We start from the raw sequence: 8,211 nt of genomic DNA, 5'->3' as shown, positions 1-8,211 counted from the left end.
CGCGGGGGAGCGTGCCGGCCGGGCCTGGTGTCGTTGCCGGTCTCAGCCGAACATCTGGGTGTAGTACGGCGTGCCGTTGGACGCGTACGCGACGCCGACGGCGAAGGTCTTGGCCTTGCAGTCGACGATGTTGGCCCGGTGCCCGGGGCTGTTCATCCAGCCCTTCATCGTCTCGGAGGCGGTGCGGTAGCCGTAGGCGACGTTCTCGCTGCGCGGGTGAGCGAAGCCGGCGCTGACGCCGCGCTGGATGAAGGTGGAGCCGCCGGCCCCGACGTGGCTCATCTTGCCGGTTCGGGCCTGGTAGGCGGAGTGCCGGCGGGCCGCGTTCAGCAGCCGGGAGTCGACGGGGAGCGCCTTGCAGCCGGCCCGGACGCGGGTGTTGTTGGTGTAGGTCACCAGTTGCGTCTGCAGCGTCGACGTCGCGACCGGCGCGGCCTGTGCCGGGGCGGCGGCCACGGTCATGGCGACCAGCGAGGCACTGGCACCGGCCAGCATGACGCCGACCGTGGTAACGACCTTGCGCACCGTCTTGCGATTCATGTGAATCTCCCCCGTTCGGCCCGGCCCCCGTTGGCCGGTCACATGAAGAAGATTCGCGGTCGCCCGGTGCGCCCCCGGGTCCCGAACGGTTGCCTGTCCGTTGCGGCCTGACCTTTCGGTCGGCCACCGCCATCCGGCAGGAGGAGGCGGCCGCCCGTCAGGGCAGCGGGCCGCCCGTCTCCACCGGCTCGGAGGCCGCGGAGCCGGGTACCGGTGGTGCGGCCGGGGTTGCCGTGGCGTCCGGGAGGATCCGCCAGGGGCCGACCCGAGGCGGCCGGTGCTGCCGAGGTCGAGGCCGGCCCGCGGCGCGATGGTCTGTGCCGGCCGGCCGGCGAGCGGCTCGACCCGCAGGAACCTCGCGTCGACGGGCGGCCTGCGGATGTCGTCGTAGGTGTTGCGCCAGGCCACGGCAGCGCCGGCCCGCTGCCCTGGCCGCAGCATCACCGGCTTCGGCGGGCCGTCCCACGGCAGGCCGGTGCCGGCGATCTCGCCGACCCCGCGCAGGATCCGGATGTCGAGCGGCGCCCGGTCCTCGTCGAGCGCCAGCACGGCCGGGTAGCCGTTCAACCGGTAGGTCCTCGCGCCGCAGTTGACCAGGATGATGTCGAACACCCGCAGGCCCATCGCGGCGTCGCCCCCGTCCGGCTCCAGCCGTACCCCTTCGGCCGGGCACGGCGGCGCGGGTGGCGGTCCCGGGCGGGACGGCGGGACGGGTGAGCGAACGGCCGCCGGTGCGGAGACCCCCGCGCAGCCGGTGAGGAGCACGACGGCGACCAGCGGCACGACGCGAAGGAAACCCCGGGATCCGATCACCCGGCCATCCTGTCGGGCCGGGGCAAGTCCGGCACGGGGGGCGGGGGAGGAATCAGCCTCAGCTCCTCGCGGGCCGGCGAGCGCGGCTCGCCCATCAGCCGGCCGGCGACCGCGGGGGACAGCACCGGCTCGCCCCGGGGCGCCGCCGTCACCGCCCGGAACAGCTCCTCGCGGGGCGTGTCCTTGAGCCGGTAGCCGGTCGCGCCGGCCCTGATCGCCGGCAGCACGTCGCTGTCCGTGCCGTACGTCGTCAGCACCAGCACCCGTGCCTCGAAACCCTGCTCGCGCAGCGCCCGGACGGTGGTCACGCCGTCCATGCGAGATCATCGGTCCACGGATCGGTTGATGCCCCGGCCAGGCCGGGGCATCAACCGTGCCGGACGAACTAGCCCTTGACCGCGCCGGCGGTCAGGCCGGAGACGAGGTGGCGCTGGGCGAAGAAGAACACCAGGCCGGCCGGCAGCGTGATGAGCACCGCCGAGGCCGTCAGGTACTCCCACTGCGGGTTGAACGCGGGCACGAACTGCTGCAGGCCGTAGCCCAGGGTGAACTTGCTCTTCTCCTGGATGAACGCCGTGGCGTACGCCACCTCGCCCCACGCGGTGAGGAAGGTGAAGAACGCGGTGACGGCGATGCCGGGCCGGGCCAGCGGCAGGATGATCCGCCAGAAGGTGGTGAACGGCCCGCACCCGTCAAGGTGCGCCGCCTCATCCAGCTCGGTGGAGATCGAGTCGAAGTAGCCCTTGAGCATCCACGAGCAGAACGGCACGGCGATCGTCAGGTACGAGATCACCAGCGAACCGTGCGTGTTGATCAGGCCGAGGTTCGCCATGATCACGTAGATCGGCACGATGAGGATGGAGACCGGGAACATCTGGGTCACCAGGAAGACCAGGAGCAGCTGGCGGCGGCCGGGGAAGTTGAACCGGGACAGCGCGTACCCGGTGGTGGCCGACATCAGCACGCCGATCGCGGTGGTGGCGATCGCCACGATCACCGAGTTGAGTGCCCACCGGGGGAACATCGTCTCGGTGAGCACGTACCGGTAGTTGTCGAGGGTGGGTTCCTTGATCAGGCTGAGCTCGCTGGACTGGATCCACACCCCGGGCTTGAACGACGACAGCACGACCCACGCGATCGGGAAGATCGCGATCAGCGCGGCGACGATCAGGGTGGCGTGCATCGCGATGGACGCCACCGGCGAGCGGCGGTTCATCGGCCGGCGTCTGGCCGTTTCTACCTGCGCTGACATGTCACCACACCTCGCCTTGCTTGCGCAGCGCCCGCCGGTAGAACACCGAGAACACGAGCAGGATGGACAGGATCAGCACGCCGTAGGTGGAGGCGAGCGAGTAGTTGCGGATGCCCTCGAAGGCGGCCCGGTAGGCGCCGGTCACCAGGATCTCCGTCTGACCCGCCGGCTGGCCGCGGGTGACCAGGAAGATCACCGGGAACATGTTGAAGGTCCAGATCGTGCTGAGCAGCAGCACGGTCATGCTGACCGGGCGCAGCCCGGGCAGGGTGACGTTGCGGAACCGCTGCCAGGGTGTCGCCCCGTCGATGGTGGCCGCCTCGTACAGCTCGGCCGGGATGGCCGTCAGGCCGCCGAGCAGCGACACGATCATGAACGGCACACCGAGCCAGATGTTGGTGATGATCGCGGTGGACAGCGCGCTGCCCTGGCTGTCGAACCAGGCCACCGGCTGCATGCCGATCGCCTTGAGCAGCCCGTTGACCACGCCGAAGTCCTGGTTGAACATGAAGCGCCAGGAGAACGCGCTGACGAAGCCGGGCACCGCCCAGGGCAGGATCAGCAGCACCCGGTAGATGCTGCGCCCGCGCATCGGGCGGTTGAGCAGCACCGCCAGGCCCATGCCGATGGCGAACGTGAAGACCACGCAGGTGACGGTCCAGATGATGGTCGTCAGGAACTGGGGCCAGAACTGGCCGACCTGGCCGCTGAGCACGTCGATGTAGTTGTCGATGCCGACGAACTTCCAGCCCTTCGGGTTGGGCTGGCAGCTCAACTCGCCGGTGATCGACGGGGTGCACAGCTCGCGCTGCTGGTTGGCCTCGGTGAGGTCGGTGAAGGACAGGTAGATCCCCCGGGCGAGGGGGTAGAAGACCAGGACGCCGAGCACGATCACCACGGGCGTGACCATCGCCCAGGCGTACCAGTGCTTGTCCCAGCTGCGGCGCAGCCGGCCCGGCGCGGGGGCCGGGTCGCGGACCGGCTCGGGGGTCGGGGTGCGGCGTCCGACCGTTGCGGTGCTCATCGCTGCTCCACTTCCGGGGGAGGGCTCCAACGCGGCCGGCCGCCGGCCCGAGGGCCGGCGGCCAGACGATCGATCAGTTGCTGTAGTCCTTGACGACCTCGGACTTGTAGGTCTTGGCGACCGTGTCCAGCGCGGCCTTCGGGTCCTTGTTCTGCACGAGCACCTCGACGGCCATCTTGTCCATCGGGCCGAAGAACTGACCGCCCTCGGGGATCCAGGGACGGGCGACCGCGACGTCGAGAACCGGCTTGAACGCGGCGACGGTGGCGTTGTTCTTGACACCCGGCAGGTCGTAGGCGGACTTGCGGGTGGGCAGCAGGCCGATCTTCTCGGCGAGGAACGCCTGGGACTCCGCCGAGTTCATGAACTTGACGAAGGCGACCGCGGCCGGGACCTTCTCCTGCGGCATGCCGGACCAGATGGTGTAGTTGTGGCCACCGACCGGGCCACCGGCCTTGACGCTGCCGGCGGGAACCGGCGCGACGCCGAGGTTCTCGAGGCCACCGAAGCCGGGGGCCGACTTGATGTTGTTGACCTCCCACGGGCCGTTGATGATCATGGCGACCTTCTGCTCCTTGAACAGGGTCATCATGTTGCCGTAGGCGTCGTTGGCCGGGGGCTTGACGGCGGTGCCGTCCTTCACCAGGTCCTGGGCGATCTTGATGCCGGCGACGGCCTGCGGGCCGTTCACGGTGATCTTCTTGGCGGTCGCGTCGACGACGTCGCCGCCCTCGCCGTAGATGAACGGCAGCAGGAAGTAGCCACCGGACTGGATGAACAGCGCCTGCTTGCCGGTCTTCGACTTCAGGGTCGCCGCCGCGGTCTTGACCTCGGCCCAGGTCTTCGGGGCGGCGGTGATGCCCGCGGCCTCGAACATCTTCTTGTTGTAGAGCAGGGCGAGGGAGTCGACGACCTGCGGGACGCCGTAGGTCTTGCCCTCGTACTTGTCCGACGACATCGGGGTCGTCAGATAGTCGCTCTCGTCCTTGAGCAGCTCAGAGCCGTCCAGGTTGTAGAGGTAGCCCAGGGAGGCGAGCTCCGGGACCCAGGCGACCTCGGCGCGCAGGATGTCCGGGGCGCCGGACTTGGCGGCCGCGGCGGTCTTGAACTTGTTCTGCGCGTCCGCGAACGGCACCGACTGGTAGTCGACCTTGACGTTCGGGTACGTCACGTTGAACTTCTTGATCAGCTCCTGGAACGCCGGGCCCTCGTTCTTCGGGTCCGAGGTGTCCCACCACGTCAGCTGCGCGCTGAGCGACTTGGGGTCGGTCGCGGCGGGCTTCGTGCCGGTGCTGGTGTCGTCATTGCCGCCGCACGCCGCGGCAGTGAATGCCACGGCCAGGGCGGTGGCGATCATACCGACGCTACGAATGCGCATCGGATCTCCTGTCAGTTTCTCGCGTCATGGGCCACTGCACGGCCCATGACCTAAGGGGTGGGATCACCGCCGTGTGCCGGGTTGCGGAGCTGGGCTCCGGGTCCCCGGCGAGGGGCTGGCGGCTGTGGCGGCTGTCACGCTAACACGGTAGTAACACGTGTTAGGTAACCGTTCAGAAACGAGATCTTCTCACCGCCGTCTCGATAGCCGCGATCGGCCCCTCGGTGCGGGCGGACCTGGCCCTATGGTCGGCACGGGTGCCGGATCGGGTCGGAGTGACCGGCGTAAGTGCCTATCAAAGCGGACGAAACAGACGTAATCGTTTACTAAACGTCACATCACGTGAGCTGATAGCATGGGCCCACTTCCCGCCAAGAGGACGCGATGACAGCAAAAGACGCACCCGCCGCCCGAGGCCGACCCACGTCGAGGGACGTCGCAGCGGCCGCCGGCGTGTCCCGCTCGGCCGTCTCCTTCGCGTTCAACGACCCGACCCGGGTCTCCACGGCGACCCGCGAGCGGATCCTCGCCGCGGCCCGGGAGCTGGCCTACACCCCACCGCCGTCCGGCCGGACGCTGCGCGGCGGCCGCACCCAGAGCCTCGGCGTGCTGCTGCCGCACGACATCCCCAAGGTGATGGAGAACCCGTACTACGCCCGGTTCCTCATGGGTCTCGGCCAGGTGTGCACCCGCGAGGGGATGTCGCTGCAGCTCATTCCGCCCATCGGCGACTCGCTGGTCAAGGCCGTGCGGCACGCCGCCGTCGACGGGTTCGTCGTGTGCGGCCTCGACACCGACCGTGGCGAGATCGCCGAGCTGACCCGCCGGGCGATCCCCTACGTGCTCGTCGACAGCGACGCCCCCGACGGCGCGCCCAGCGTCGACATCGACGACCGCGACGGCGCGCGCCACGTGGCACAGCACCTGCTGGACCTGGGCCACCGCCGGATCGCGGTGCTGAGCGTCGAGCCCCGCGCCGACCGGCCGGCGCCGACCTACCGCGACCCGCTGGTGCGCCGGATGGCCGGCATCGAGGACGCGCTGGCCACCGTCGGCCTGAGCCGGCGCGACATCACGGTCGTCGAGGTGCCCTGCACCCGGATGGACGGCTACCGCGCGACCCAGGCGATCATGGCCACCCGGCCCCGGCCGACCGCCCTCGTCGTGCTGGCCGACCTGATGGCCTTCGGCGCGATCGACGCCCTGCACGATCTCGGCGTGAACGTGCCCGGTGAGGTCTCCCTCACCGGGTTCGACGACCTGCCGGAGGCACAGTGGACCCGGCCCCGGCTGACCACCGTGCGCCAGCCGATCGTGGCCAAGGGACGCATCGCCGGCGATTTCCTCATCTCCGCCATCCGCGGCGAGGACCAGCACCCGCACCAGGTGCTGCAGACCGCGCTGATCACGCGCGAGTCGTGCAAACCGCCGGCGGAGCCGGTCAGCCCGGATTCCGCGCCCTGATCCACGCGCGCCGGACGACCGTTCAGATCCAGCCGTTCGCCCGGGCCCGGTGCGCCGCCTCGATCCGGTTCCGGGTGCCGGTCTTGCCGATCGCCGCCGACAGGTAGTTGCGGACGGTGCTCTCCGACAGGTGCAGCCGCGCCGCGATGTCCGCGACCGTCGCGCCGTCCACAGCGCGGGCCAGGGCATCCCGTTCCCGGTCGGTGAGCGGATTCGGGCCGGCCGACAACGCCGCCGCGGCGAGCGCCGGGTCGATCACCCGCTCCCCGGTGAGTACCCGCCGTACGGCCGCCGCCAGCTGCTCGACCGGACCGTCCTTGACGAGGAATCCGGCCGCGCCGGCCTCCATGGCCCGTCGCAGGTAGCCCGGGCGGCCGAAGGTGGTCAGGATCAGAACCCGGCAGCCCGGCAGCTCCTCGCGCAGTCGCGCCGCGACATCGAGGCCGTTGCCATCCGGCATCTCGATGTCGAGCAGGGCCACGTCGGGGCGGGTTCGCACGGCGCTCCGCAGGGCCTCGGCGGCGGTGCCGGCCTGGGCGATCACCTCGATGTCCGCCTCGAGATTCAGCAGCAGGGCCAGGGCGCCGCGCATCATGCCCTGGTCCTCGGCGAGCAGCAGCCGGATCATGCGGTCACCATGGCGGGGAGGTGAGCGGTGAGCTCGATCCCGCCGCCGGGCGCCGGCCCGAGTCGCAGCGTGCCGCCGGCCCGTTCGACCCGTTCGGCGAGTCCGCGCAGCCCGTTGCCGGGCGAGGGGTCACCGCCGGCGCCGTTGTCGCGGACGGTGAGGGTCGCCTCGCCGGGGCCGGCGCTCACCACGATGTCGCAGCGGGTGGCCGCGCTGTGCCGCATCACATTCGTCACCGCCTCGCGCAGAACCCAGCGGAACACGTCGTCGGCTTCGGCGCCGAGCGGTTGTCCGGTCTCGTCGAGGGTGACTTCGATGTCCACGCCGGTCAGAACGGTTCGGGCGTTGTCCAGCTCGCGCGCGAAGCCGTGCTCGCGGTAGCCGGTGACGGCGTCGCGCACCTCGGCGAGCGCGGTGCGGCCGATCCGTTCGATGTCGGCCGCCTCCGTCGCGGCGCGTTCCGGGTCGGTCGGGGTGAGGCGGCGGACCACCTCGGCCTTCACCACGATCAATGACAGGGTGTGCCCGAGCAGGTCGTGCAGATCCTGGGCGAACCGGAGGCGTTCCCGCTCGACGCCGGCGCGGGCGAGTTCCAGCTGGGTGCGGCGCAACTCCTCGACGAGCCGGACGAACCGCACGAACGCGATGGTCGACGCGCAGGCCAGCGCGGTGACCAGGGCGATCGGGGCGGTGTCGCCGACCGGTAGGGAGTTCGCGGCGCCGATCGCGAGGATGGCGGCGGCGCTACAGCCGACCCAGGCGAATCCGGCGACCGGGCGGGAGAGCCCGAGCGCGCCGGCCGAACCGACGAACAGCAGCAGGACCGGCCAGTTGCCGGGCCCCGCGGCGCAGGCGGCCGCCAGCCCGGTCCCGAGCAGGGCGAGGACCGCCAGCCCGGCATGGTGTGCGGCGGGGCGGACCGGCAGATTCAACACCGGCACCGCCACCAGCGTCATGTACAGCAGCACGAAGACGATCAGCCCGGCCGCGGCCACGGGCCGGTGTGCCGCCGCCGCGGCCGTGGGCAGCAGGAACAACAGCCACGCCGTGTGCGCGACCACCAGCGTGATCCCGCGCCGCCGGGTCTTGCGGTCACTCGACATGATCGCCAC

General features: G+C 70.7%; 7 protein-coding genes and 1 pseudogene. 1 reads left to right on the top strand and 7 read right to left on the bottom strand.

Annotated elements, in window-relative coordinates:
- Positions 1–42: 42 nt before the first annotated feature.
- The 5 genes and pseudogenes from AB0F10_RS25615 to AB0F10_RS25595 form a co-directional block, all read right to left on the bottom strand.
- Positions 43–1,353, bottom strand: coding sequence for a CAP domain-containing protein (locus AB0F10_RS25615; protein ID WP_360629921.1), 1,311 nt, complete (start codon positions 1,351–1,353; stop codon positions 43–45).
- 65 nt (positions 1,354–1,418) lie between these two features.
- Positions 1,419–1,670, bottom strand: a pseudogene (locus AB0F10_RS25610) (DNA-binding response regulator); the annotation flags it as partial.
- A gap of 68 nt (positions 1,671–1,738) precedes the next feature.
- A complete protein-coding gene (locus AB0F10_RS25605; RefSeq protein ID WP_360629918.1) occupies positions 1,739–2,605 on the bottom strand; it encodes a sugar ABC transporter permease in 867 nt (288 codons plus the stop codon).
- Position 2,606: 1 nt separating this feature from the next.
- Positions 2,607–3,515 carry a sugar ABC transporter permease gene (locus AB0F10_RS25600; protein ID WP_360629924.1) on the bottom strand — a complete coding sequence of 303 codons (909 nt, stop codon included), beginning with the start codon at positions 3,513–3,515 and terminating at the stop codon, positions 2,607–2,609.
- A gap of 187 nt (positions 3,516–3,702) precedes the next feature.
- Positions 3,703–5,007, bottom strand: coding sequence for an extracellular solute-binding protein (locus AB0F10_RS25595; protein WP_360629915.1), 1,305 nt, complete (start codon positions 5,005–5,007; stop codon positions 3,703–3,705).
- A 384-nt stretch (positions 5,008–5,391) separates the two neighbouring features.
- Between AB0F10_RS25595 and AB0F10_RS25590 the strand changes: the two genes are divergently transcribed.
- On the top strand, positions 5,392–6,471 hold the full coding sequence (locus AB0F10_RS25590) for a LacI family DNA-binding transcriptional regulator (RefSeq protein WP_360629912.1): 1,080 nt from the start codon (positions 5,392–5,394) through the stop codon (positions 6,469–6,471).
- 22 nt (positions 6,472–6,493) lie between these two features.
- On the opposite strand, the gene AB0F10_RS25585 is transcribed toward AB0F10_RS25590, so the two are convergent.
- Together AB0F10_RS25585 and AB0F10_RS25580 are read right to left on the bottom strand one after the other, a co-directional pair.
- Positions 6,494–7,099, bottom strand: coding sequence for a response regulator transcription factor (locus tag AB0F10_RS25585; RefSeq protein WP_360629909.1), 606 nt, complete (start codon positions 7,097–7,099; stop codon positions 6,494–6,496).
- Entirely contained in the window at positions 7,096–8,202 is a 1,107-nt protein-coding gene (locus tag AB0F10_RS25580) for a sensor histidine kinase (protein WP_360629906.1), read from the bottom strand. The genes AB0F10_RS25585 and AB0F10_RS25580 overlap by 4 nt, the downstream gene beginning before the upstream one ends.
- Positions 8,203–8,211 lie beyond the last annotated feature (9 nt).

The organism is Actinoplanes sp. NPDC026623, from assembly GCF_040638275.1.
Classification (GTDB): domain Bacteria; phylum Actinomycetota; class Actinomycetes; order Mycobacteriales; family Micromonosporaceae; genus Actinoplanes.
The sequence above is the reverse complement of the archived record's forward strand: the minus strand, read 5'-3'. Positions and strand labels throughout refer to the sequence as shown.